This window comes from Tsukamurella sp. DT100 (assembly GCF_049844855.1).
In the GTDB taxonomy this organism is placed as follows: domain Bacteria; phylum Actinomycetota; class Actinomycetes; order Mycobacteriales; family Mycobacteriaceae; genus Tsukamurella.
Genome location: NZ_JBNCLV010000001.1, coordinates 243,067 through 266,725, shown reverse-complemented (window position 1 = coordinate 266,725; position 23,659 = coordinate 243,067). Strand labels below are relative to the sequence as shown.

At 72.5% G+C, this 23,659-nt stretch carries 22 protein-coding genes; 17 read left to right on the top strand and 5 right to left on the bottom strand.

What is annotated here, in order from left to right; all coding sequences use genetic code 11:
* The first annotated feature begins 22 nt into the window (after positions 1-22).
* The 15 genes from pyrR (at position 23) to ACLQ3K_RS01235 (ending at position 16,471) form a co-directional block, all read left to right on the top strand.
* Positions 23-610: a bifunctional pyr operon transcriptional regulator/uracil phosphoribosyltransferase PyrR gene (pyrR, locus tag ACLQ3K_RS01305; RefSeq protein WP_224646578.1), complete on the top strand. Its 588-nt coding sequence runs from the start codon at positions 23-25 to the stop codon at positions 608-610.
* On the top strand, positions 607-1,563 hold the full coding sequence (locus tag ACLQ3K_RS01300; protein ID WP_425996421.1) for an aspartate carbamoyltransferase catalytic subunit: 957 nt from the start codon (positions 607-609) through the stop codon (positions 1,561-1,563). The genes pyrR and ACLQ3K_RS01300 overlap by 4 nt, the downstream gene beginning before the upstream one ends.
* On the top strand, positions 1,560-2,873 hold the full coding sequence (locus tag ACLQ3K_RS01295; protein WP_224646576.1) for a dihydroorotase: 1,314 nt from the start codon (positions 1,560-1,562) through the stop codon (positions 2,871-2,873). Before ACLQ3K_RS01300 ends, ACLQ3K_RS01295 begins: the two co-directional genes overlap by 4 nt.
* Positions 2,870-3,361, top strand: a complete 492-nt coding sequence (locus ACLQ3K_RS01290; RefSeq protein ID WP_224646575.1) for a transporter — start codon at positions 2,870-2,872, stop codon at positions 3,359-3,361. The genes ACLQ3K_RS01295 and ACLQ3K_RS01290 overlap by 4 nt, the downstream gene beginning before the upstream one ends.
* Complete coding sequence (gene carA / locus ACLQ3K_RS01285) at positions 3,362-4,486, top strand: glutamine-hydrolyzing carbamoyl-phosphate synthase small subunit (protein ID WP_224646574.1); 1,125 nt, start codon at positions 3,362-3,364, stop codon at positions 4,484-4,486.
* Positions 4,486-7,815, top strand: coding sequence for a carbamoyl-phosphate synthase large subunit (gene carB / locus ACLQ3K_RS01280; protein WP_425996418.1), 3,330 nt, complete (start codon positions 4,486-4,488; stop codon positions 7,813-7,815). Before carA ends, carB begins: the two co-directional genes overlap by 1 nt.
* Positions 7,812-8,606 (top strand): orotidine-5'-phosphate decarboxylase, encoded by a 795-nt coding sequence (pyrF, locus tag ACLQ3K_RS01275; RefSeq protein ID WP_224646569.1) that lies wholly within the window; start codon positions 7,812-7,814, stop codon positions 8,604-8,606. The genes carB and pyrF overlap by 4 nt, the downstream gene beginning before the upstream one ends.
* 55 nt (positions 8,607-8,661) lie before the next feature.
* Entirely contained in the window at positions 8,662-9,144 is a 483-nt protein-coding gene (locus ACLQ3K_RS01270) for a cation:proton antiporter regulatory subunit (RefSeq protein WP_224646567.1), read from the top strand.
* A complete protein-coding gene (locus ACLQ3K_RS01265; protein WP_224646566.1) occupies positions 9,141-10,352 on the top strand; it encodes a cation:proton antiporter in 1,212 nt (403 codons plus the stop codon). Before ACLQ3K_RS01270 ends, ACLQ3K_RS01265 begins: the two co-directional genes overlap by 4 nt.
* A gap of 336 nt (positions 10,353-10,688) precedes the next feature.
* Positions 10,689-11,003 (top strand): integration host factor, actinobacterial type, encoded by a 315-nt coding sequence (gene mihF / locus ACLQ3K_RS01260; protein WP_224646564.1) that lies wholly within the window; start codon positions 10,689-10,691, stop codon positions 11,001-11,003.
* A 6-nt stretch (positions 11,004-11,009) separates the two neighbouring features.
* On the top strand, positions 11,010-11,606 hold the full coding sequence (gmk, locus tag ACLQ3K_RS01255; protein ID WP_224646562.1) for a guanylate kinase: 597 nt from the start codon (positions 11,010-11,012) through the stop codon (positions 11,604-11,606).
* A 69-nt stretch (positions 11,607-11,675) separates the two neighbouring features.
* Positions 11,676-11,948: a DNA-directed RNA polymerase subunit omega gene (rpoZ, locus tag ACLQ3K_RS01250; protein WP_068520856.1), complete on the top strand. Its 273-nt coding sequence runs from the start codon at positions 11,676-11,678 to the stop codon at positions 11,946-11,948.
* A gap of 13 nt (positions 11,949-11,961) precedes the next feature.
* The gene (gene coaBC / locus ACLQ3K_RS01245) at positions 11,962-13,200 is read left to right on the top strand and encodes a bifunctional phosphopantothenoylcysteine decarboxylase/phosphopantothenate--cysteine ligase CoaBC (protein WP_425996413.1); all 1,239 of its coding nucleotides are present in this window, start codon (positions 11,962-11,964) and stop codon (positions 13,198-13,200) included.
* Between the two features lie 38 nt (positions 13,201-13,238).
* On the top strand, positions 13,239-14,462 hold the full coding sequence (gene metK, locus ACLQ3K_RS01240) for a methionine adenosyltransferase (protein WP_425996411.1): 1,224 nt from the start codon (positions 13,239-13,241) through the stop codon (positions 14,460-14,462).
* Between the two features lie 17 nt (positions 14,463-14,479).
* On the top strand, positions 14,480-16,471 hold the full coding sequence (locus ACLQ3K_RS01235; RefSeq protein ID WP_425996409.1) for a primosomal protein N': 1,992 nt from the start codon (positions 14,480-14,482) through the stop codon (positions 16,469-16,471).
* 10 nt (positions 16,472-16,481) lie between these two features.
* On the opposite strand, the gene ACLQ3K_RS01230 is transcribed toward ACLQ3K_RS01235, so the two are convergent.
* Together ACLQ3K_RS01230 and ACLQ3K_RS01225 are read right to left on the bottom strand one after the other, a co-directional pair.
* Positions 16,482-17,723, bottom strand: coding sequence for a DUF7373 family lipoprotein (locus ACLQ3K_RS01230; protein WP_425996407.1), 1,242 nt, complete (start codon positions 17,721-17,723; stop codon positions 16,482-16,484).
* 52 nt (positions 17,724-17,775) lie between these two features.
* A complete protein-coding gene (locus tag ACLQ3K_RS01225) occupies positions 17,776-18,450 on the bottom strand; it encodes a TetR/AcrR family transcriptional regulator (protein WP_425996405.1) in 675 nt (224 codons plus the stop codon).
* Between the two features lie 62 nt (positions 18,451-18,512).
* Between ACLQ3K_RS01225 and ACLQ3K_RS01220 the strand changes: the two genes are divergently transcribed.
* The gene (locus ACLQ3K_RS01220) at positions 18,513-19,085 is read left to right on the top strand and encodes an ester cyclase (protein ID WP_425996403.1); all 573 of its coding nucleotides are present in this window, start codon (positions 18,513-18,515) and stop codon (positions 19,083-19,085) included.
* Between the two features lie 9 nt (positions 19,086-19,094).
* Here ACLQ3K_RS01220 and ACLQ3K_RS01215 read toward each other — a convergent pair whose 3' ends face one another.
* Positions 19,095-19,403: a hypothetical protein gene (locus ACLQ3K_RS01215; protein WP_425996401.1), complete on the bottom strand. Its 309-nt coding sequence runs from the start codon at positions 19,401-19,403 to the stop codon at positions 19,095-19,097.
* A 108-nt stretch (positions 19,404-19,511) separates the two neighbouring features.
* Between ACLQ3K_RS01215 and ACLQ3K_RS01210 the strand changes: the two genes are divergently transcribed.
* The gene (locus ACLQ3K_RS01210) at positions 19,512-21,332 is read left to right on the top strand and encodes a neutral/alkaline non-lysosomal ceramidase N-terminal domain-containing protein (RefSeq protein WP_425996399.1); all 1,821 of its coding nucleotides are present in this window, start codon (positions 19,512-19,514) and stop codon (positions 21,330-21,332) included.
* 12 nt (positions 21,333-21,344) lie between these two features.
* Here the strand turns inward: ACLQ3K_RS01210 and ACLQ3K_RS01205 are convergent, their stop codons facing one another.
* Both ACLQ3K_RS01205 and ACLQ3K_RS01200 read right to left on the bottom strand, forming a co-directional pair.
* Positions 21,345-22,655 carry a dihydrolipoamide acetyltransferase family protein gene (locus ACLQ3K_RS01205; protein WP_425996397.1) on the bottom strand — a complete coding sequence of 437 codons (1,311 nt, stop codon included), beginning with the start codon at positions 22,653-22,655 and terminating at the stop codon, positions 21,345-21,347.
* Entirely contained in the window at positions 22,652-23,656 is a 1,005-nt protein-coding gene (locus ACLQ3K_RS01200; protein WP_425996395.1) for an alpha-ketoacid dehydrogenase subunit beta, read from the bottom strand. Before ACLQ3K_RS01200 ends, ACLQ3K_RS01205 begins: the two co-directional genes overlap by 4 nt.
* Positions 23,657-23,659: the final 3 nt, after the last annotated feature.

Sequence of the window (23,659 nt, the reverse complement as noted above, 5' to 3'; positions counted from 1 at the left end):
GAGAGGCGGAGAAGGGGGTCACGTGGCTCGGGAACTCATGTCCGCGGCCGATGTCACCCGAACGGTGGCTCGGATCGCGCATCAGATCATCGAGAAGACGGCCTTAGACACCAGGGCCGCGGGTGATGAATCGCATCCCCGCGTCGTCATCTTCGGCATCCCTACGCGCGGTGCGGTTCTCGCCGCCCGGCTGGCGGCCGACATCGAGGAGTTCTCGGGCGTGGCGGTGCCCGTCGGTCACCTCGACATCACCCTCTACCGCGACGATCTGCGGCACAAGCCGCACCGTCCCCTCGAGCGCACCACGGTGCCGCCGCAGGGGGTCGACGGTGCGCTGGTCATCCTCGTCGACGACGTCCTGTTCTCGGGCCGGACGGTGCGCGCCGCGCTCGACTCGCTGCGCGACATCGGGCGCCCCGCGGCGGTCCAGCTCGCGGTCCTCGTCGATCGCGGTCACCGGCAGCTGCCGATCCGCGCCGACTACGTGGGCAAGAACATCCCCACCTCCCGGCAGGAGGACGTGCAGGTGCGGCTGCAGGAGAAGGACGGCGAGGACGCCGTGGTGATCTCCGAGCTGCCCGCACCGGAGACGACGGAGGACGCGCTGTGACCAGGCACCTGCTCTCCGCCGCGGACCTGAGCCGCGCCGAGGCCGAGGAGATCCTCGACGAGGCGGACCGGCTGCAGCAGGCGCTGATGGGCCGCGAGGTCAAGAAACTGCCCACGCTGCGCGGCCGCACCGTGATGACGGTCTTCTACGAGAACTCCACCCGCACCCGCGTCTCCTTCGAGGTCGCGGGCAAGTGGATGAGCGCCGACGTGATCAACGTCTCCGCGTCCGGCAGCTCCGTCGCGAAGGGCGAGTCGCTGCGCGACACCGCGCTCACCCTGCACGCCGCCGGCGCCGACGCGCTGATCGTCCGGCACCCGGCATCCGGTGCGGCGCAACAGATCGCGGCCTGGACCCACTCGGCCGCCGCGCTCGACGGCCTGCCCGGGCCCGTGGTGATCAACGCCGGCGACGGCATGCACGAGCACCCCACCCAGGCCCTGCTCGACGCGCTGACCCTGCGGCAGCGGCTCGGCGGCATCGAGGGCCGGCGCATCGTCATCGTCGGCGACGTGCTGCACAGCCGGGTCGCCCGGTCGAACGCGCTGCTGCTGTCCACGCTGGGTGCCGAGGTCGTCCTGGTGGCGCCGCGCACGCTGCTGCCGGTCGGCGTCGAGACGTGGCCGGTCACGGTCGCCGATTCGCTCGAGGCCGAGCTCCCCGGGGCGGACGCGGTGATGATGCTGCGCGTGCAGGCCGAGCGCATGAACGGCGGCTTCTTCCCCAGCGAGCGCGAGTACTCGGTGCGCTTCGGCCTCAACCCGCAGCGCGCGGCCATGCTGCCCGATCACGCCGTCGTACTGCACCCCGGACCGATGCTGCGCGGCATGGAGATCGGCTACTCGGTCGCGGACTCCGCGCAGGCCGCGATCCTGCAGCAGGTCAACAACGGCGTGCACGTCCGCATGGCGGTCCTCTTCCATCTTCTCGCCACTGAGGGAGGCCCTGAATGAGTGTGCTGCTCACTGATGTCCGGCCGTACGGCGAAGGCGATCCGGTCGACGTCGCGATCGCCGGCGGCGAGATCACCGCCATCGGTGCCGGTCTCACGCCCGCCGAGGGCGCCGAGGTGATCGACGGCGGCGGCAAGGTCCTGCTGCCGGGCTTCGTCGACCTGCACACGCACCTGCGCGAGCCCGGCCGTGAGGACACCGAGACCATCGAGTCCGGTTCCGCCGCCGCCGCGCTCGGCGGCTACACCGCCGTCTTCGCCATGGCCAACACCAGTCCGGTCGCCGACTCTGCCGTGGTCACCGACCACGTCTACCGCCGGGGCCAGGAGGTCGGCCTCGTCGACGTGCACCCCGTGGGCGCCGTCACCGTCGGCCTGAAGGGCGAGAAGCTCGCCGAGATGGGCATGATGGCCGCCGGCCCCGGTCGGGTGCGGGTGTTCTCCGACGACGGTGTCTGCGTGTCGGATCCGCTGCTCATGCGCCGCGCGCTGGAGTACTCCGCGTCGCTGGGCGTGGTCATCGCGCAGCACGCCGAGGAGCCGCGCCTGACCAAGGGGGCCGTGGCGCACGAGGGACCCGAAGCCGCCCGCCTGGGCCTCGCCGGCTGGCCGCGCGCCGCCGAGGAGGCGATCGTCGCCCGCGACGCGCTGCTGGCCCGCGACGCCGGTGCGCGCGTGCACATCTGCCACGCCTCCACGGCGGGCACCGTCGAACTGCTGAAGTGGGCCAAGGGGCAGGGCATCGCGATCACCGCCGAGGTGACGCCGCACCACCTGCTGCTCGACGACTCGCGGCTGCAGACCTACGACGCGGTGAACCGGGTGAACCCGCCGCTGCGCGAAGCGTCCGACGTGGCCGCCCTGCGGAAGGCGCTGCGGGACGGCGTGATCGACTGCGTCGCCACCGACCACGCACCGCACGCCGAGCAGGACAAGTGCTGCGAGTTCGCGGCCGCCCGCCCCGGCATGCTGGGACTGGAGACGGCGCTGGCGATCGTCGCGCAGGTCTCGGTGGAGACCGGCGACCTCGACTGGCGCGACGTGGCGCGGGTGATGAGTGAGAAGCCCGCGCAGATCGCGCGCCTGGACGATCAGGGCCGGCCGATCGGCGTCGGCGAGCCCGCGAACCTGACGCTGGTCGACCCCGACCTGGGGTGGACGGTGCGCGCGGACGAGCTCGCCAGCCGCTCGCGCAACACCCCGTTCGCGGAGCTGAGCTTCCGGGCCAAGCCCGTGCTCACGCTGCTCCGCGGCCGGGTCACCGCCCGCGACGGCGCGGCCGCGCAGCCCGGGACCGGGGTGCGGGCGTGAGCGTCAGCGACTTCGCCACGCTGCTGCTCGTGCTCGTGGTGCTGGCCGCCCTGTTCGCGCTGATGGCGCTGGGCTGGCGCCGCCGCGGGCAGCGCCAGGCCGCGTCGGTGGGCGAGATCCCCAGCACGCCCGAGCAGCTCAGCGAGCTGGTCTTCGGCCCGGTCTCCGGCGTGTACGTCGGCAGCACCGTGGCGCCGCACTGGCAGGACCGGGTGGCGGTGGGGGACTGGGGCTACCGCGCCACCGTGAACCTGAGCCGCTACGCCGACGGCTACCTGATGGAGCGCGGCAGGGGCAACCCGATGTGGATCGCCGACGAGCACCTGGTGGAGGTGCGGCGAGCCTCCAAGCTGGCCGGCAAGGTGATGCCCGGCGACGGACTGTTGGTGTTCCGCTGGGAGCTCCCCACCGGCACCGTCGTGGACACGGGCTTCCGCGCCGACGACAAGACGACGTATCGAAAACTGATGGACGTGAGGGAAAGTTAGATGGCTGCCGACAACAAAGCACTGCTGGTCCTCGAGGACGGAACCGTGCACCGCGGAGTCGAGTTCGGCGCCGTCGGGCAGACCCTCGGCGAGGCCGTCTTCTGCACCGCGATGACCGGCTACCAGGAGACGCTGACCGACCCGTCGTACGCGCGACAGATCGTGGTGGCGACCGCCCCGCAGATCGGCAACACGGGCTGGAACGACGAGGACGACGAGTCCCGCGGCGACAAGATCTGGGTCGCCGGCTACGCCGTGCGCAACCCCACCCGCCGGGTGAGCAACTGGCGCGCCAGCGGCACCCTCGAGGGCGAGCTGGTGGACCAGGGCGTCGTCGGTATCGCCGGCATCGACACCCGCGCGCTGGTGCGCCGCCTCCGCGACAACGGCTCCATGCGCGCCGGTGTGTTCTCCGGCGAGGCGCTCGCTCCCGAGGCCGAGCTCCTCGACCGGGTGCGGGAGCAGCCGTCGATGAAGGGGCAGAACCTGATCGGCGAGGTCTCGACCACCGAGTCCTACACCATCGAGCCGGAGGGCGAGGCCCGCTTCACCGTGGTCGCCGTCGACCTCGGCATCAAGACCAACACGCCGCGGATGTTCGCCGAGCGCGGCATGCGGGTGCACGTGGTGCCCTCGACCATCACGCTCGACGAGGTGCGCTCGTTCAACCCGGACGGCTTCTTCCTCTCCAACGGCCCCGGCGACCCCGCCACCGCCGCGCACGAGGTGGAGCTGACCCGCGGCGTCCTGGACGCCGGGCTGCCGCTGTTCGGCATCTGCCTGGGCAACCAGCTGCTGGGCCGTGCCTTCGGCCTGGAGACCTACAAGATGAAGTTCGGCCACCGCGGCATCAACATCCCCGTCGTGGAGCACGCCACCGGCCGGATCTCGATCACCGCGCAGAACCACGGCTTCGCCCTCGAGGGCGAGCGCGGCGCCGAGTTCGACACCCCGTTCGGCCGCGGCCGCGTCAGCCACGTGTGCGCCAACGACGGGGTCGTGGAGGGCGTCGAGCTGCTCGACGGCCGCGCCTTCTCGGTCCAGTACCACCCGGAGGCCGCGGCGGGTCCGCACGACGCCGCCTACCTCTTCGACAAGTTCGCGACTGTTATGGGAGACAAGTAATGCCACGGCGCACCGACATCCAGCACGTCCTGGTGATCGGCTCGGGCCCGATCGTGATCGGCCAGGCCTGCGAGTTCGACTACTCCGGCACCCAGGCCTGCCGCGTGCTGCGCGCCGAGGGCCTGCGCGTCTCGCTGGTGAACTCGAACCCGGCGACGATCATGACGGACCCCGAGTTCGCGGACGCCACCTACATCGAGCCCATCACCCCCGAGTACATCGAGAAGGTGATCGTCGCCGAGCGCGACAAGGGCTTCCCGATCGACGCCGTGCTCGCCACCCTCGGCGGCCAGACCGCGCTCAACGCCGCGGTCGGCCTGCACGAGCAGGGCATCCTCGAGAAGTACGGCATCAACCTCATCGGCGCCGACTTCGACGCCATCCAGCGCGGTGAGGACCGGCAGAAGTTCAAGGACATCGTCGCCAAGATCGGTGGCGAGTCCGCGCGGTCCAAGGTCTGCTTCACCCTGGACGAGTGCAAGGAGACCGTCGCCGACCTGGGCTACCCGGTCGTCGTGCGGCCGTCGTTCACCATGGGCGGCCTCGGCTCGGGCATGGCCTACGACGAGGCCGACCTGATCCGCATCGCCGGTGCGGGCCTCGCCGCCTCGCCGACCGCGAACGTGCTCATCGAGGAGTCGATCCTCGGCTGGAAGGAGTACGAGCTCGAGCTCATGCGCGACGGCCGCGACAACGTGGTGGTCGTCTGCTCCATCGAGAACGTCGACCCCGTCGGCGTGCACACCGGCGACTCGGTCACCGTGGCCCCGGCGATGACGCTCACCGACCGCGAGTACCAGATCATGCGCGACCAGTCGATCGCCATCCTCCGCGAGGTGGGCGTCGACACGGGCGGCTGCAACATCCAGTTCGCGCAGGACCCGCGCGACGGCCGCCTCGTCACCATCGAGATGAACCCGCGCGTCTCGCGCTCCTCGGCGCTCGCCTCGAAGGCCACCGGCTTCCCGATCGCCAAGATCGCCGCGAAGCTCGCCGTGGGCTACACGCTCGACGAGATCCTCAACGACATCACCGGCGAGACCCCGGCGTGCTTCGAGCCCACGCTCGACTACGTCGTGGTCAAGGCCCCGCGCTTCGCCTTCGAGAAGTTCCCCGGCGCCGACGACACCCTCACCACCACGATGAAGTCGGTGGGCGAGGCCATGAGCCTGGGCCGCAGCTTCGCCGAGGCCTTCGGCAAGGTGATGCGTTCCCTGGAGACCAAGCGCCACGGCTTCTGGACGGGTGCGCCCGTCGAGGGCACGCTCGAGGAGCTGCTGCAGGAGATCACCGTCCCCAAGGACGGCCGGTTCTACCTGATCGGCCGGGCCTTCGAGCTGGGCGCCACCGTGGAGCAGGTCTTCGACGCCACGGCGATCGATCCCTGGTTCCTCGAGGAGATCAAGGCGGTCATCGACCTCGGCACGCAGGTCCGCGACGCGGACCTGACGCCGGACCTGGTGCGGCTGGCCAAGACCCACGGCTTCTCCGACCTGCAGATCGCCGAGCTGCGCGGGGTGGGTGAGGACGAGATCCGCGCCTTCCGGCACGAGCACGACGTGCGCCCGGTCTACAAGACCGTCGACACCTGCGCCGCCGAGTTCGAGGCGAAGACCCCCTACCACTACAGCAGCTACGAGCTGGACCCGTCGGCCACCGGCGAGGTGGCCCCGCAGACGGAGCGGCCCAAGGTGCTCATCCTCGGCTCGGGCCCGAACCGCATCGGCCAGGGCATCGAGTTCGACTACTCGTGCGTCCACGCCGCGCTCACCCTGAGCGAGGCCGGCTACGAGACCGTGATGATCAACTGCAACCCGGAGACGGTCTCCACCGACTACGACACCGCCGACCGGCTCTACTTCGAGCCGCTGACCTTCGAGGACGTGCTCGAGGTCTACCACTCGGAGCAGCGCTCCGGCGAGGGCGGCCCGGGCGTCGTCGGCGTCATCGTGCAGCTCGGCGGGCAGACGCCGCTGGGCCTGGCCGCGCGCCTCAAGGCCGCGGGCCTGCCCATCGTCGGCACCTCGCCCGAGGCCATCGACCTCGCCGAGGACCGCGGCGAGTTCGGCCGCGTGCTCACCGAGGCCGGGCTGCCGGCGCCGAAGTTCGGCACCGCCACCACCGCCGAGGGCGCCCGCGAGGTCGCCGCCGGGATCGGCTACCCCGTGCTCGTGCGCCCGTCGTACGTGCTCGGCGGCCGCGGCATGGAGATCGTCTACGACGAGCAGGCGCTCCTCGACTACATCTCCCGCGCCACGGAGCTCGCGCCCGATCGCCCGGTGCTGGTGGACCGGTTCCTCGAGGACGCCGTGGAGATCGACGTCGACGCGCTGTGCGACGCCACGGGCGAGGTCTTCATCGGCGGCATCATGGAGCACATCGAGGAGGCCGGCATCCACTCCGGCGACTCGGCCTGCACCCTGCCGCCCACCACGCTCGGCCGCGCCGACATCGACGCGGTGCGCGCCGCCACCGAGGCACTCGCCCGCGGTATCGGCGTGCACGGCCTGATGAACGTGCAGTACGCGCTCAAGGACGACGTGCTCTACGTCCTCGAAGCCAACCCCCGCGCCTCGCGGACCGTGCCCTTCGTCTCGAAGGCCACCGCGGTCCAGCTCGCGAAGGCCTGTGCCCGGGTCATGCTCGGCCAGACCATCGCCGAGCTGCGCGAGCAGCAGATCCTGCCCGCGGAGGGCGACGGCTCGCAGATGCCGATCGACGCGCCGGTCTCCGTCAAGGAGGCGGTGCTGCCGTTCAACCGCTTCCGGCGCGCGGACGGCACCGGCGTCGACTCGCTGCTCTCGCCCGAGATGAAGTCCACCGGCGAGGTGATGGGCGTCGACCGCGACTTCGGCACCGCCTTCGCCAAGTCGCAGACGGCGATCAGCGGCTCGCTGCCCGCCACCGGCAACGTCTTCGTCTCCGTCGCGAACAAGGACAAGCGGGCCCTGATCTTCCCGATCAAGCGCCTGGCCGACCTCGGCTTCTCCATCCTCGCCACCGAGGGCACCGCGGACGTGCTGCGGCGCAACGGGGTCCAGGTGGAGACGGTGCTCAAGCACTCGGACGTCATCCCCGAGGGTGAGCAGTCCATCGTCGAGAAGATCAAGGCCGGCGACGTGGGCCTGATCATCAACACTCCGTTCGGCAACGCCGGCCCTCGCGTCGACGGCTACGAGATCCGCACCGCCGCGGTGCAGGCCTCCGTGCCGTGCGTGACCACGGTGCAGGGCGCCTCGGCGGCCGTGCAGGGCATCGAGGCGGCGCTGCGCGGCGGCATCGGCGTCAAGAGCCTGCAGGACATGCACGCGGCACTGGTGAACCGGTGACCTTCGCCGCGCGCGTCGCCACCGCCGTCGCCGACCGGGGGCGGCTGGTCGTGGGCATCGACCCGCACCCGCCGCTGCTCGCCGCGTGGGGCCTGTCCGACGACGCCGCCGGCGTGCGGGCCTTCGGGCTGCGCTGCGCCGAGGCCTTCGCCGGCGAGGTCGGCTTCGTCAAGCCGCAGGTGGCCTTCTTCGAGCAGTTCGGCGCCGCCGGGATGCTCGCGCTGGAGGAGGTCATGGCCGCGTGCCGCGAGGCGGGCGCGGTCGTGATCGCCGACGCCAAGCGCGGCGACATCGGCTCCACCATGGCCGGCTACGCGCGCGCCTGGCTCGGCGACTCGCCCCTGTCCGCCGACGCGGTGACGCTCTCGCCCTACCTCGGCTACGGCTCGCTGCGACCGGCGATCGACGCGGCCCGCGCCGCCGGGCGCGGCGTCTTCGTCCTCGCCCGCACCTCCAACCCCGAGGGCGCGCAGGTGCAGGCCGACGGCGTCGGGCAGCGGATCGTCGACGACGCCCGGGCCGACAACGCCGATGGGACCGGCACCGTCGGCCTCGTGGTGGGTGCCACCCGCGAGCACGGCCTGGACCTGGACGGCCTGGCCGGGCCGATCCTCGCGCCGGGACTGGGCGCGCAGGGCGCCACTCCGGCGGACCTCGCGGCGATCTTCGGCACGGGTGCGACGGTGCTGCCCAACTCGTCGCGGCAGGTGCTCGGGGCGGGCCCCGAGGCCGCGGCGCTGCGGTCCGCGGCGCTGGCCGTGCGGGACGAGGTCGAGCGCGCGCTCGGCTGATCCGTCCTCGCCCGATCCGATCCTCGCCCGATCCGCCGCGGCTATCGTCGACGGGGTGAACGTCGATGTGACACCGCTCCCCGGCATCGGAGTGCGCAAGGACTTCGAGCTCGCCACCGGCCGCCGCGTGGGGGTCGTGGCGCACCGCGACGGCACCGTCGAACTGTTCCTCTCGGAACGCGACGATCCCGACGCGAGCGCCGCCCAGGTGCCCCTGTCCGGCGAGGAGGCCGGCGTGCTCGCCAACCTCCTCGGCGCGCCGCAGCTGGTCAACCAGTTGCGTGCCGACCAGCGCGGACTCGAGGGCATCAACACGCGGCAGCTGCCGATCCTCGCCGGCTCGCCGTACGACGGGCGGACCCTGGGGGAGACCCAGATGCGGACCCGGACCAAGGTCTCGCTCGTGGCGGTGATGCGGGCGGGCGAGGTGCAGCCCTCGCCCGGCCCCGAGTTCGTCTTCACCGCGGGCGATCTGCTGGTGGTCGTCGGGACGGCCGAGGGGCTCGACGCCGCCGCGCAGATCCTGACGAACGGGTGACCCTCCACCTCGACGAGAACACGGTCGCGCTGATCGAACTCGGCGCCATCTTCTTCGTCCTGGGCTTCCTCGGCCGCGCCGCCAGCAAGGTGGGGGTCTCGCCCATCCCGCTGTACCTGATCGGCGGCCTGGCCTTCGGGGTCGGCGGCGTGATCCCGCTCGGCGAGGCCTCGGAGTTCAGCCACACCGCCGGCGAGATCGGCGTGATCCTGCTGCTGCTCATGCTGGGCCTCGAGTACACCGCGGCGGAGCTCACCACCGGCCTGCGGCAGTCCTGGCTCGCCGGTGTGGCCGACATCGTGCTCAACGCCACCCCGGGCGCCGTCGTCGCGCTCGTCCTCGGCTGGGGGCCGACCGGCGCCCTCGTACTCGCGGGCGTCACCTACATCTCGTCGTCGGGCATCGCCGCGAAGGTGCTCAGCGACCTCGGCCGGCTCGGCAACCGCGAGACGCCCGTCGTGCTCTCGGTGCTGGTCTTCGAGGACCTGGCGATGGCGATCTACCTCCCGATCCTCACGGCGATCCTGGCCGGTCTCGGACTCGCGGGCGAGGTCTCCGCGGTGACGATCGCGGTGGTGGTGGTCAGCGTCGTGCTGATCTCGGCGGTCAAGTACGGCCACCGGGTATCGGCGCTGGTCTACAGCGACGACCGCGAGGTCTTCCTGCTCAAACTCATCGGCGCCGCCCTGCTGGTGGCGGGTGTGGCGTCGGCGCTGCAGGTCTCGGCGGCCGTGGGCGCCTTCCTGCTCGGCATCGCCATCTCCGGGTCGATCGCGCACGAGGCGACGCGCCTGCTGGAGCCGCTGCGCGACCTCTTCGCGGCCCTGTTCTTCGTGGTCTTCGGGCTGAACACCGATCCGCGGGCCATCCCGCCCGTGCTCGGCTGGGCGGTCCTGCTCGCCGTCGTGACCACCGCGACGAAGCTCGCGACCGGGTGGTGGGCGGCGAAGCGGGTCGGCGTGAAGCGGATGGGCCGGGCCCGCGCCGGCGCGGCCCTCGTGGCGCGCGGGGAGTTCTCCATCGTCATCGCCGGACTGGCGGTCACGGCGGGGGCCGTGGACGGCCGCGTCGCCGCGCTCGCCACCACGTACGTCCTGATCATGGCCGTGGTGGGGCCGATCATCGCCCGGGTCGTCGAGCCCGTGGTCCGGGCGGGGGAGCGGACGGTGCGGCGCGTGCGTTCCGGCGCATCGCCCTCGGCGGGGTGACGGCGGGCCCTCGTCGACGGCGAACGGGGCGCCGACACGCCCGGGCCCGCCGCGAAGTGCAGGTATTTTCGCAGGTCACTTGAGTTTCACCTGTCACATCGGTCGGTCGCTCGTCGCGAGGTTCTACCGATCTGAAAGCATTGTGGTGCAACGGTTCTCGATTGCAACGCACACTGTGTGCAGCTGTTCGGGTCGTCGCCCGGCCGGGACGCCTACAACACCGCCAAACCGCAGGTGAGAGGGGGGTGGGGTTCCCATCCCGCGCGAAACGTGGGTACCGTCGCAGGAGTCGCAAGTACGCGGCAAAGACCTAAGTACATCGAAGACGGAGGAATCGTGGCCCTTCCCCAGTTGACCGACGAGCAGCGCGCCGCTGCTCTGGAGAAGGCAGCTGCCGCTCGTCGTGCACGCGCCGAGCTGAAGAACCGGCTCAAGGGCGGCACCACCACCCTGCAGCAGGTGCTCAAGGACGCGGAGACCGACGAGGTCATCGGCAAGATGAAGGTCTCGGCACTGCTCGAGGCGCTTCCCAAGGTGGGCAAGGTCAAGGCGCAGGAGCTGATGACCGAGCTCGAGATCGCCCCCACCCGCCGCGTGCGGGGTCTGGGCGACCGGCAGCGCAAGGCGCTGCTCGAGAAGTTCTCCGCCTGACACGTAGTGTCCGGAGAAGTTCCCGCGGGCCGGAGGGGCCGACTGGTTGTACTGGTCGGCCCCTCCGCCGTCGGTAAGTCGTCTGTGGTCGGCAAGCTCCGCTCGGAGGTTCCCGACCTGTTCTTCTCGGTGTCCGCCACCACGCGCGATCCGCGCCCCGGTGAGGTGGACGGCCGGGACTACCACTTCGTCGGCGACGGAGGTTTCGACCGCCTGATCGCCGACGGTGCGCTCCTCGAGTGGGCGGAGATCCACGGCGGCCTGCAGCGGTCGGGGACGCCCGCGCAGCCCGTGTACGCGGCGCTCGAGGCCGGGCGGCCCGTGCTGGTCGAGGTGGACCTCGCCGGCGCGGCCAGCGTCAAGGCCGCGCTGCCCGAGGCGGTCACCGTCTTCCTGAGCCCCCCGAGCTGGGACGAGCTGGAGCGCCGGCTCCGCGGCCGGGGCACCGAGAGCGCCGAGAAGATCGAGCGCCGACTCGAGACCGCGCGGGCCGAGATGGCCACGCGGGACGACTACGACGCGGTGGTCGTGAACGACGACTTGGACCGCGCCGTGTCGGATTTGGTATCCTTGCTGGTCGGCGCCGGCGACCCGACGGCCTAGCCCTGCCGCCTTGCGGGCGTAGACTGGGCGGACCAGCGATAATCGTGAAGTTTGTGACGTAGGAGAAGCGTGAGCACCACCACTGAGACCGTGTACGACCAGCCGCTCGGCATCACCAACCCGCCGATCGACGAGCTGCTCGAGCGCACCTCCTCGAAGTACGCCCTGGTGATCTACGCGGCCAAGCGCGCGCGTCAGATCAACGACTACTACAACAGCCTGTCCGACGGCATCCTCGAGTACGTCGGCCCGCTCGTCGAGCCGGGCCTGCACGAGAAGCCGCTGTCGATCGCCATGCGCGAGATCCACGAGGATCTCCTGGAGCACACCGAGGGCGAGTAGAGCTGACGCGCCCATGATCATCGTCGGCGTCGGCGGCGGTATCGCCGCCTACAAGGCGTGCGCTCTGGTCCGGCACTTCACCGAACGCGGGCACGAGGTGCGGGTGATCCCCACCGAGTCCGCGCTCAAGTTCGTCGGTGCCGCGACCTTCGAGGCGCTGTCGGGCAACCCCGTCCAGACGGGGGTCTTCGAGTCGATCCCCGAGGTGCCGCACGTGCGCCTCGGGCAGTCGGCCGACCTCGTCGTCATCGCCCCGGCGACCGCCGACCTGATGGCGCGCGCCGCCCAGGGCCGCGCCGACGACCTGCTGACCGGCACCCTCCTCACCGCCCGCTGCCCGGTCGTCTTCGCTCCGGCGATGCACACCGAGATGTGGGAGCACCCCGCCACCCGGGCCAACGTCGCGACTCTGCGCGAGCGCGGCGCCGTCGTCATCGAGCCCGCCTCGGGCCGGCTCACCGGGAAGGACACCGGCGCCGGCCGGCTGCCCGAGCCCGACGAGATCGGCGCCCTCGCCGACGTCCTGCTGGAGCACCCGGGAGCACTGAACCGCGACCTCGAGGGCCGGAAGGTCGTCGTCTCCGCGGGCGGTACCAAGGAGGCGCTCGACCCGGTCCGCTACCTCACCAACCGCAGCTCCGGGAAGCAGGGCTACGCCCTCGCCCGGCTCGCCGCGCAGCGCGGCGCGCAGGTGACGCTGGTCGCGGGGAACACCGTCGGCCTGGCCGACCCGTCGGCCGTCGAGGTCGTGCGCATCGCCTCCGCGCTGGACCTCCAGGCCGCCATGGCCGAGCACGCCGCCGACGCCGATCTCGCGATCATGGCCGCCGCGGTCGCGGACTACCGGCCCGCCGAGGTCGCCACCACCAAGCTCAAGAAGGGCGCCGACGGCAAGAGCGAGGCCCTCGAATCGATCACCATGATCGAAAACCCCGACGTGCTCGCCGGGCTCGTGGCCGCGCGCCGCGAGGGCTCCCTGCGCTCCGACGCCGTCATCGTCGGCTTCGCCGCGGAGACGGGCGACGCCAACGGCTCCGTCCTCGACTACGGCCGGGCCAAGCTGCGCCGCAAGGGCTGCGACCTGTTGGTGCTCAACGCGGTCGGCGACGGCCGCGCCTTCGAGGTCGACGAGAACTCCGGCTGGCTGCTGGGTGCGGACGGCGGCGAGACCGCCCTGCCCCTCGGCTCGAAGGCCGCCATGGCCGCGCGCATACTGGATGCCGCGGTCTCCCGCGTGCCGGCAGCGCGCTAGCATTTCCAATCGCAAACATCATCGAGAGGACGTCCGAAGTGGTTTCCGGTTTCGCCAGTTCCGCCCACCGCCTGTTCACCAGCGAGTCGGTCACCGAGGGCCACCCGGACAAGATCTGTGACGCCATCTCGGACTCGATCCTCGACGCCCTCCTCGCGGAGGATCCGACCTCGCGCGTCGCGGTCGAGACCCTGGTCACCACCGGCCAGGTCCACGTCGCCGGTGAGGTGACCACCTCCGCCTACGCCGACATCCCGCACATCGTGCGCGACAAGGTGCTCGAGATCGGCTACGACAGCTCCGCCAAGGGCTTCGACGGCAACTCCTGCGGCGTGAACATCGCCATCGGCGCGCAGAGCCCCGAGATCGCCCAGGGCGTCGACCGGGCCTACGAGCACCGCGTCGACGGCGCGCAGGACGAGATCGACGCCCAGGGCGCCGGCGACCAGGGCCTGATGTTCGGCTACGCCTGCTCGGACACCCCCGAGCTCATGCCGCTGCCGATCTCGCTGGCCCACCGCCTCTCGCGCCGCCTCACCGAGGTGCGGAAGAACGGCACCCTGCCCTACCTGCGCCCGGACGGCAAGACCCAGGTCACCATCGAGTACGCGGGCGAGCAGCCCGTCCGCCTCGACACCGTGGTCATCTCCAGCCAGCACGCCGCCGACATCGACATCGACGGCATGCTCGCCCCCGACCTGCGCACCCATGTGCTGAACACCGTGATCGCCGACCTGAACCTGCCCAGCCTCGACACCTCCGCGGTGCGGCTGCTGGTGAACCCGACGGGCAAGTTCGTGCTCGGCGGGCCGATGGGCGACGCGGGCCTGACCGGCCGCAAGATCATCGTCGACACCTACGGCGGCATGGCCCGCCACGGCGGCGGCGCCTTCTCCGGCAAGGACCCGTCGAAGGTGGACCGCTCGGCCGCGTACGCGATGCGCTGGGTCGCGAAGAACGCCGTCGCCGCGGGCCTCGCGGAGCGGATCGAGGTCCAGGTCGCCTACGCCATCGGCAAGGCCTCGCCCGTCGGCCTGTTCGTCGAGACCTTCGGCACCGAGCAGCTCGACCCGATCAAGATCCAGCAGGCCATCGCCCAGGTCTTCGACCTGCGTCCCCGCGCGATCATCAACGACCTCGACCTGCTCCGGCCGATCTACGCGCCCACCGCGGCGTACGGCCACTTCGGGCGCACCGACATCGACCTGCCGTGGGAGCGCACCGACCGCGTGGACGCCCTGCGCTCCGCGGCCGGCCTCTGACACCCGCCCCGACCGGTGTGACCGCACCCGGCCCCGCCGAGGCCGCGCAAGCGGCCGTCGAACTCCCGATCGCCCGCGTCCTGCCGCTGCTGCAGGTCAGCCACCTCGATCGGGAGTTCGACTATCTCGTCCCGCCCGAGCTGGACGAGCAGGCCCGGCCCGGCGTCCGGGTCCGGATCCGGTTCTCCGGCCGGCTCGTCGACGGCTATCTCCTCGAGCGGCTCCCGCGCACCGAGCACGAGGGCAAGCTCGCGCCGCTGCAGCGCGTCGTCTCCCCGCTGCCGGTCCTCACCCCGCCGGTGCTCAAGCTCGTCACCGAGGTCGCCGCACGCTACGCCGGAACCCGGGCCGACGTGCTGCGGCTCGCGATCCCGCCGCGACACGCCCGCGTCGAGAAGTCCCTGCTGGAGCAGGAACCCGCCGAACCCGCGCCGCCGGAGGCGCCCCCGGCGGCCCTCGCCGAGTACACCCACGGCACCCAGTTCGCGGCGGCGGCGGTCGCCGGACGGTCGCCGCGCGCGGTCTGGCAGGCCCTCCCGGGCGAGGACTGGGCGGCGCGCCTGGCCGAGCTCGCGGCCACCGTCGTCGCGGCCGGACGCACGGCGCTGCTCATCGTCCCCGATCAGGCCGATCTCGACCGGCTCGCCGCGGCGTGCGCCCACCTCGACCCCGCGGTGCTGGCCGCCGGCCTGGGGCCCTCCGCCCGGTACCGGCGGTGGCTGCTCGCGCTGCTCGGGCGGACCCGGGTCGTGATCGGCACGCGGAGCGCCGCGTTCGCGCCGCTGCCCGACCTCGGTCTCGTGGCCGTGTGGGACGACGGTGACGAGTCCTTCGTGGAGCCGCGCGCCCCGTACCCGCACACGCGGGAGGTGCTCGCGCTGCGGGCGCACCAGGAGGGCGCGGCGCTGGTCATCGGCGGTTTCGCCCGCACCCCCGAAGCGCAGGCCCTCGTCGAGGCGGGGTGGGCCGCGGAGATCGCGGCGCCCCGCGAGCTGGTCCGCAGCCGCTCGCCCCGCATCTCCGGGACCGCGGACTCGGACATCGCGCTGGCCCGCGACCCGCTCGCGCGCTCGGCCCGGCTGCCCGCCGCGGCCTTCGCCGCCGCGCGGGAGGCGCTCGACGCCGAACGCCCCGTGCTCGTCCAGGTCCCGCGCCGCGGGTACGCGCCCGCGCTGTCGTGCGAGCGCTGCCGCACACCGGCCCGGTGCCGGCGCTGTCACGGCCCGCTCGAGCAGGCCGGCGGAGTCGTCCTGCGCTGCCGGTGGTGCGCGCAGGACGACCCCGGGTACCGATGCCCCGCCTGCGGCGGCACCGCGATGCGCGCGGTGATCGTGGGCGCGATGCGCACCGCCGAGGAACTCGGCCGGGCCTTCCCCGGGGCGGCCGTCACGGTCTCCGGCGGCGAGACGGTGCACGCCGAGGCGCCCGCGGGCCGGCGGATCGTGGTCGCCACGCCCGGCGCGGAGCCCGTGGTCGACGGCGGCTACGGCGCGGCGCTGCTGCTCGACGGCTGGCTGCTGCTCGGCCGAGCGGACCTGCGGGCCGCGGAGGAGACCTTCCGCCGCTGGATGAACGCGACCGCGCTGGTCGCCGCCGACGGTGCCGTGGTCTGCGGCGCGGATGCGGGTATCCGCGCGGTGCAGGCGCTGATCCGGTGGGACGCGGCCGGTTTCGCCGCCGCGGAGCTCGCCGAGCGGGCCGAGGTGGGGTTCCCGCCGGCCACGCACCTCGCCGCGCTCGACGGTGCCGAGGCCGACATCCGGGCCGTCGCGGACGCCGCGACGCTGCCCGACGGTGCCGAGGTGCTCGGCCCCGTCGACCTGCCGCCCGGGGTGCGGATCCCCGGCGCACCCGACGAGGGACCGCCGCCGCAGCGGCTCCTGGTGCGCGTCGCGCGCCGGGACGGTCGCGCCCTGGCGCGGGCGCTGTTCCTGGCGCAGGTGGGCCGGAGCCTGCGGCGCGAGGGCAACCCCGTCCGCATCCAGATCGACCCGCTGCGGATCGGGTGACCGGAGGCGGCTACGGGGCCTGCCGCAGGATCAGATACTCGGCGGCGGTGGCCTGTTGGGCCTGCGTGAGCGTGGGCATAGTGATGGTCGCGACGTAACTTTCGACCTGAACCCCGCACCGGTACTGGGGCGTCCGGGTCCCGCGCTCGTCGACGAAGTTGTCGATGAACGCGCACCGTGCGACGTCGGGTGCCAGTCCCGGTACCCCGCTCGCGCGGGCCTCGTCGGTGGGCGCGACGAACTTCAGGAGGAACAGGCGCGCGGCCGCCGTGTCGCGGGTCCGGACGACCGTGGTCAGACGGGTACTTGCAGTTGCCTGGATCCCGTACTCTGCCGCCGTTTGCGCGACACGGGAGTGCGAAATGGGGTAGCGAACGCCCTGCGCTGCCATGGACCTGTACCCGTCGCCGAGCGACACGCCCGGAGACAGTCCGGCTCGCTGGTCGTTGCTATCGGACGTGGTTGTTGCGGGAATCGTCAGCGACATCAGCCCGTCAGAGTCCATCGGTACCGGCGGGATCGTGATGTTCGCGCCGCCCGCCGACGTCTGTCGGTACGACGGTGCTTTTGCGGACTGCTTCCTTAGGGCGGTGGCGGACAGAGTCTCTGCTCGTCTTGGTTCGTGCGCATCGGTCGATGCGACGATCAGGAGGTTGCCCTGCGGTACCACAGCGGTGACACGGGTTGCGTCGCGGATTGTCCCGCTGAAGACGAGCCGCGCGCCGGCGATGCCGTCGAATGCGGCTGGAGGCTTCCCTTCGCTGCCCGCAAGGATGGCAGTCAGTCCCCGAGTCGCGGCGCCCGGGTCCTCGTACCGGAGGATGCCGACGCGCAGGATCGCGGTCGTGGGATCGGTGTCGCCGGCGATGGAGATGAATCCCGCCTGGAACGGCGCTCCACGCATCGCTGTGACCTGGGCGGAGGTGAATAGGCCAGGACCGTCGGCCTCCGGCGCGAGTTGTGCAACGGACACCAATGGATCGCCGGATTCACCCGCAACGGATCGGAACAACTTGGGATCGACCTCCCACGGCCCGATCACCGCGTCCGCGATCCGCCAGGCCTCCTGCTGCCAGGCGTCGGCGGCGCGAAGGGCGGTCACACTCCGGGGTGCGGTCGGGTAGTTGCCCGTGGCCAGCCGCTGTGTGCTCGTCCCGGCGATCGGCGTTCCCTCGATACTTGTGGAGCAGGACGTCACGAGCGCTGTTGCGATCAGGACCGTCAGGCCCCGACGAATGATCCGATCCCCCATGGTCGCCGACAGTAGCCGAAGCGTGGTGTACTGCGAGCCAGTCCCGATTCGGTCAGCGATGCGGCAGCCGGGCCTCGACGGCGCTGATCGACAGACCGATCATGTACTCGAACTCGGCGTCCGCGTCGAACCGCGCGAGGTCGGGAGCCACCGACTCGACGGCCGGCAGGCCGCACGCGGCGAGCCCCGCCCGGCGGCGCTCGATGGCCTCGGCGTCCGTCATCCCGAAGGTCGGCGCCGCCTCGAACTCGCGGAGCAGCGTGCCGATGAGGGAGGCGAGCAGGGAGCGCATCAGGTGCACGGCCTCCGCGGGGGCGAATCCCGCACTGAGCAGGACGTCCAGGATCGACTGCGTCGGCGCCAGTGCGGCGACGGACTGCACCTGGCGGGTCAGCACGAGCGTGGCGGCCCGGGGGTGTGCCTGGGCCGCGGTGCGGAAGGCGCGCGCCACGCCGGCGAGATCGGCGCCCAGGTCACCGGTCGGCACGTGCACGACGATCGAGCGGAGCAGGTGCTCGGTGACCGCGTCGAGCAGGTCGTCCTTGTCGCGGACGTGGTTGTAGAGGCTCTTCGCGTCCACGGACAGGTGCCGCGCGATCGCGCGCATCCCGACCTCGGTGACGCCGTCGCGGTCGATGAGCGCGAGGGCCGCCTCGACGACCGCGGCGCGCGACAGCCTGGGTGCTCCGAGGGCGGGGCGCCCCCGTCGGGGCCGCGGCGTGGTCATGAACCCCATCATCCCCTACATTCGGCACCCGAAAATATCCACGCTGTGGGTAATATGGCGGGATGATCGCCCACACCTCCCGCTTCGTCATGCCGCCCGCGTCCGTCCTCCGGGCGCGCGAGAAGCTGGTGCTCGACCACTTCCACGACGAGGTGCGCCAGGACTGGGACGCGACCCTGGCGACCTTCCCGCATCCGCACTACGAGCTCGTCGCGCAGATGACCGTGCACGACGGCGACGACGAGGTGCGCGGCTACTACGCGGACACCAGGGTCGCCTTCCCCGACCAGGACCACGAGCTCATCGCGCTGCGGCACAGCGTGGACGCCGTGATCGTCGAGTTCTGGCTGCTCGGGACCCATCGCGGGCCGCTCGGCGCGATCCCGCCCACCGGGAGCCGCCACCGCACGCGGATGACGGCGTACTTCGTCTTCGACGAGGAGGAGCGCCTCGTCGCCGAGCGGATCTACTTCGACCAGCTGACCATCCTGCGGCAGCTCATCGGGGGCCTGAACCTGCGCAGCCCGAAGGGTCTGCTGACGCTCGGACGGGTCCTGGTCGGCGCCCTCCGGATGCAGAGCGGCCCGCCGGATCCGAGGCTCACGCGGACCGCGCCGCCCCGGCTGGACGACTGACCCCTCGGGTCACTCCTCCTCGTCGGCCGCGGTGGCCTCGATCAGCTCGTCCGCCGTCGCCGCCTCGGGGTCCGGGCGCGGCTCGTCGGCGGATTCCGGTTCGGCGACGGGCTCGATGGGGTCGGAGGCGGATTCGGGCTCGGCGGCCGATTCGATGATGCCGGGCGACTCGGCCGGCGTGCCGACCTCGCGGGGTGCGTTCCCGGTGTCGATGGTCGCAGTGGACGGCTTGTCGGTCTCCTCGTCGGCGGCGGACGCGATCCCGGCTCCGGAGAAGGTGATGGCTGCGGCGGCGACGATTGCTGCGAGAGTGCGCATGTCGGTGTCCTGGTGTCGGCTGCGGTGGCTGGCGACCGTTCCTTCATCGCGCGACCGACCCTACGCCGGTCGACGGCGACGCGCAGGGGAGGTTCTAACCTCGAAGCCGTGACTACGACGGGGTGGCGGGCCGGATGGGCGAAGACGGACATCACGGGGGAGCCCTGGGGCGTGGGGCTGATGGGCTACGGCATGCCCGGCCAGCGCGGCCGCGGCCTGCTCACCCGGCAGTGGGCCCGTGCCTTCGTCGTCGCCACCCCCTCGCACCGGGTGGCCTACGTGGTCGCCGACATCGGGATGTTCTTCCAGGCCGCCGTCGACGAGATCACCGATCGGCTGGCCGCCGCGACCGCCGGCCGGCTGTCGGCCGAGAACGTCGTGCTCACCGCCACCCACACCCACTGCGGCCCCGGCGGCCACGGCCGCCACCGCCTCTACAACATCACCACCCTGGGGCACCACCGCCGCACCTTCTACCGCCTGGTCGACGGGGTCGTCCGCGCCGTCCTCGACGCCGAGGCCGCCCTCGCGCCCACCGCGCTGTCGTCGGCCCGCGGCGAGCTGCACGACGCCTCCGTCAACCGCAGCGCGAGCTCCTTCGACCGCAATCCGGACCGCGACCGGCTGCCCGGGCGCATCGATCCCGCGGTCTCCCTGCTCCGCTACGAGCGCGACGGCGAGCTCCGCGCCGCGATCGACTGGTTCGCCGTGCACTGCACGTCGATGGGCAACGGCAACCGCCTCGTCAGCTCCGACAACAAGGGCTGGGCCGCGGCCGCCTGGGAGACCGCCGAGCGCGACGTTCATCCCGACTTCGTGAGCGCCTTCGCTCAGACCAACTCCGGCGACATGTCGCCCAATCTCGGGGGCGCCGCCGGCCACGGCCCCACGGACGACGAGCGGGCCAATACCGCCGAGATCGGCAGGCGCCAGCTCGACGCCGCCCGGCGGCTCGCCGACGGACCCGGCCGCCCGCTGTCGCCGGTCATCGGCCACCGCCTCACCCACGTCGACTTCGGCGCGGCGCAGACGGCGACGGGGCCCACCGGCCGCGCCGTGCTCGGCGCCGCCTTCGCCGCCGGCACGACCGACGGGATCGGGTCACCGGCGTTCCACCAGGGCCTGGGCAACCGCATCGGCCTGATCAGCCGGGCGCTGTACCGCCGCCGCCCGGTGCTCGCGGCGCAGCAGGCGCCGAAGGAGCTGTTCTTGCCCGCCGGCGCGCTCGGCTGGGTGCAGGAGGTGCTCCCGGTCCAGCTGATCCGGCTGGGGGAGCTGCACCTGCTCTGCCTGCCCGTCGAGGTCACCGTCACGGCGGGCGCTCGCCTCCGGGACGCGGTCGCCGCGGCGGCGGGGATCGACCCGCACGACGTGCTGGTCCAGGGCTACGCCAACGGCTACGCGCACTACCTCACCACGCCCGAGGAGTACGACGCGCAGCGCTACGAGGCCGGGAGCACCGTCTTCGGGCGCAATCAGCTGGCCGCCTTCACGGAGGCCGCACAGCGACTCGCCGCCGACCTCGCCGCGGGGCGCCCCTCGGAGCCGGGCACGCCCCCGCCGCGGCAGCGCGCCCCACGGATCGGGTCGCCGTCGGGCTCGACGATGCTGAGCCGGCCCCGCCCGGTCCGCGTGGCGGCCGTGCGGACGCCGGTCGACGGGGGCCGGCTCGCCGTCGACTTCGACTGCCCGCACCCGAACCGCGTGATCCCCGACAGCTACGCGCGGGTCGAGCGGCGCGAGGGTGACCGCTGGGTGCCCGTCGCCGACGACGACGCCCCATCGACCGAGATCACCTGGCGTCGACGAGGATCCGCGTTCACGGCGACGGTCACCGTCGACCTCGGTGGAGTTCCCGGCGAGTACCGCGTCGGCTACGCCGAGGCCGTGCCGGGCCGGTACGCCTGGGCCACTGTCCGGGTGGCCTAGGCGCGTCTCCGCTCAGAGGTGCGCGAGCGCCCGGACGGGGTCCTCGACGTAGTCGGCGAACAGCCGGAGGAAGCCGCCCGCCTCGCCGCCGTCGCACACGCGGTGATCGAACGCGAGCGACACCTGGGCGACCTTGCGGACGACGATCGCACCGTCGACCACCCAGGGCCGGTCGATGATCCGCCCGATCCCGAGGATCGCGGCCTCGGGGTGGTTGATGATCGGCGCGGAGCCGTCGACGCCGAAGACGCCGTAGTTGTTGAGCGTGAACGTGCCCCCCGTGAGCCGGGCGGGTGGCAGCGCGCCGTCCCGCGCGAGCGCGGTGGTCTCGGCCAGCCGTCGTGCGAGCTCGACCGTGGTCAGGGTGGCGGCGTCCGCGACCACCGGCACGACGAGGCCCCGCGGCGTCTGCGCCGCGATCCCGAGGTGCACCCGACCGTGCTGGACGATCTGCCGGCGATCGGCGTCGACGGAGGAGTTGAGCTGGGGGAACCGCCGCAGCGCCGCGACCGCGAGGCGCGCCAGCAGCGCGAGCAGGCTCACCCGATCCGCGTCGGGGAGCGTCGCGTTCATCGCGGCCCGGGCCGCGAGGAGCTCCGTGGCGTCGACGTCGACCCACGTGGTGGCCTCCGGGATCTCGCGCCGGCTCGTGGTCAGCTTGTCCGCCACGGCCTTCCGGATGCCGTTGAGCGGGATCCGGACGTCGCTCCTGCCCGCGATCGGTTGCTCCGGCACGGGCGGGGCCGTGCGAGCGGCGAGGGCCGCGTCGACATCCGCGCGGCGGATGACGCCGCCCACGCCCGAGGGGCGCACCGTCGACAGGTCCAGCCCGCGCTCGCGGGCGAGGTCGCGGACCACCGGGGAGATGACCCGCGTGACGGCCGGCGCCGCCTGCTCGCGGGCCGGAGCCTGCGCGGGTGCGGCCGTCGGGGCCACCGTCTTCGGGGCCGCGGCGCGTCGGCGGCGGGTGGGCCTGTCCGCGCTCGTCCCGTAGCCGATGAGCACGTTCCCGGACGGGCCGTCGGCGGGTGGGCCGTCGAGCGGCGGACCGTCGAGGGGCGGGGCGGCGGTGGTGGTCGGGGTCAGGACGCCGACCGAGATGAGCGGCGCGCCGACGCGCAGCGTCTCGCCCGGCTCGCCGTGGAGTGCGATGACGGTGCCCGCGAACGGGACCGGCACCTCGACGGCAGCCTTGGCGGTCTCCACCTCGACGACCACCTGGTCGACGGTCACGGTGTCGCCGACGCCGACGCGCCACGACAGGATGTCGGCCTCGGTCAGTCCCTCGCCGAGGTCGGGGAGCAGGAAGACCTGGTCGTTCATGCCGTCACCGCCCAGCGCGCGTCGACGCGGTCGTCCCACTGCAGCCGGTCGACGGTGTCCAGGATCCGGTCCACGCCGGGCAGGTGCAGCCGCTCGAGCTTCGGTGGGGGATAGGGGATGTCGAGGCCGCTCACCCGCAGCACGGGCGCGTGCAGGTGGTGGAAGCAGCGCTCCTGCACGCGGGCCGCGATCTCGGCGCCGACGCCGGCGAAGCCCTGCGCCTCCTGCACCACCACGCACCGCCCGGTGCGCCGCACCGACGCCGCCACCGTCTCGTCGTCGAACGGGACGAGTGTGCGCAGATCCACCACCTCGAGCGAGATCCCGTCCTCGGCCGCGGCCGCCGCGGCGTCGAGCGCGACGCCGACCGACGGGCCGTACGCGACCAGCGTCGCGTCCGTGCCCTCGCGCCGCACGACGGCCCGCCCCATCGGCGCGCCGACCGTCAGATCCGCCTCCGCGGAGGCGAAGTAGAGGCGCTTGGGCTCCAGGAGGACGACGGGGTCGGGATCGTCGATCGCGCGCCGCAGCAGGGTGTACGCGTCGTCGACGGTGGCGGGGGCCGCGACTTTCAAACCGGGCGTGTGGACGTAGTAGGCCTCGCTCGAATCGCAGTGGTGCTCCACGCCGCCGATGCCCCCGGCGTAGGGCACGCGGATCACCATCGGCACCGCGAGCGCGCCGCGGGTGCGATTGCGGAGCTTGGCGACGTGGGAGACGATCTGCTCGAACGCGGGGTACGCGAAGGCGTCGAACTGCATCTCGACCACGGGCTTGAAGCCCGCCATGGTCATGCCGACGGCGAAGCCGACGATCCCCGACTCCGCGAGTGGCGTGTCGAAGCAGCGGTCGGCCCCGAACTCGCGGGTCAGGCCGTCGGTGACGCGGAAGACGCCGCCGAGCGTGCCGACGTCCTCGCCGAAGACGACCACGTCGGGATCCGCCGCGAGCGCGTCGCGCAGCGCGGTGTTCAGGGCCTGGGCCATGGTGTGTCGCGACATCTC